The organism is Salinisphaera sp. PC39, assembly GCF_040361335.1.
GTDB lineage: Bacteria > Pseudomonadota > Gammaproteobacteria > Nevskiales > Salinisphaeraceae > APNM01.
On sequence record NZ_APNM01000037.1, the window covers coordinates 1 to 980 of the forward strand.

Below are 980 nucleotides of genomic sequence, written 5' to 3' on the forward strand. Positions count from 1 at the left end.
CGGGCGGCATTGTGCAGTAGCCGCCGATATTCGGCATCGCCCTGCTTGGTGAGTTTCTGGTGTCCGACGTGCCGGCCCGATTCGCGCACCCGGATATCCAGGCCCAAAAAGGCCACCAGGCTATCGGCCTTGGGAAAGGGGCCGCGGTGGTAGGCGAGCACCAGCGCAGCCGCCGACAAGGAACCGAGACCCGGGATGCTGCGGCAGCGCCGATAGGCGTGCTGCCAGCCGGCTTGGCGCAGCAGCTCGTGCACGCGGTGCTCCAGGGCGCTTTCCAAGGCCTCGAAGCGGCGCTGCACGGCCCGTATCTGACGGTCCACCCCCTCGACATCGGCCAGGCTCTGGGTCAGCAAGGTGCGCGCCCGGACTACCTGGGCTCGGCGCTTGAGCAGTTGCCAGGCTTGGCGCTGACCAGGCGGCGGCGGTGTCCAGGGCCGCAGCTCTGGCTCTTCGTGTGCCAGGTAGCGCGCCAGCAACCGGGCGTCGGCGCGGTCGGTCTTGTGACGCTGGCCGATGCCTTGGCGATAGTGGTGCAGTTGAAAGGGGTTGATCAGGTAGACCGTGATGCCGTGGGCATGGGCCTGCTCGACCAGCGCCTGATGATAGGGGCCGGTGGCCTCGACCGCCAGCGCAGCCGGGGCACTCTGGCGCCGCAGCCAGGCCCGGATGGCACCGGGCCGGTTGTCGATCGTGTCCCCCTCGCGGCGCTCGTGGTAGGCGATCTGAATGAAGCGGCTGTCCACGTCCGCGCCGATCCTGACGGGTTGGACTTGCTGTGCCATACTCAAAACCTCCAATCCGAACGGGTTGGATGCCGGGGACCCCCTTGAGCACAACCTCGCGATTCATCGGCAGTCTCGGCTGCTAGATTCCTCATCGGTGTTGAAGGGGGATGGGGCAATACTCTCCCGGTCTGTACCCGAGGTCAGAAAGCTAGGGTGTTGTCCCTCCATCCCCGGCAACTCTTCTCATGCTCCTGA

At 66.4% G+C, this 980-nt stretch carries 1 protein-coding gene; it reads right to left on the reverse strand.

Going from position 1 to position 980, the window contains the following annotated elements:
* On the reverse strand, positions 1-782 hold a 782-nt coding region (locus PC39_RS16610; protein ID WP_353254534.1), incomplete at its 3' end, for an IS110 family transposase.
* Positions 783-980 lie beyond the last annotated feature (198 nt).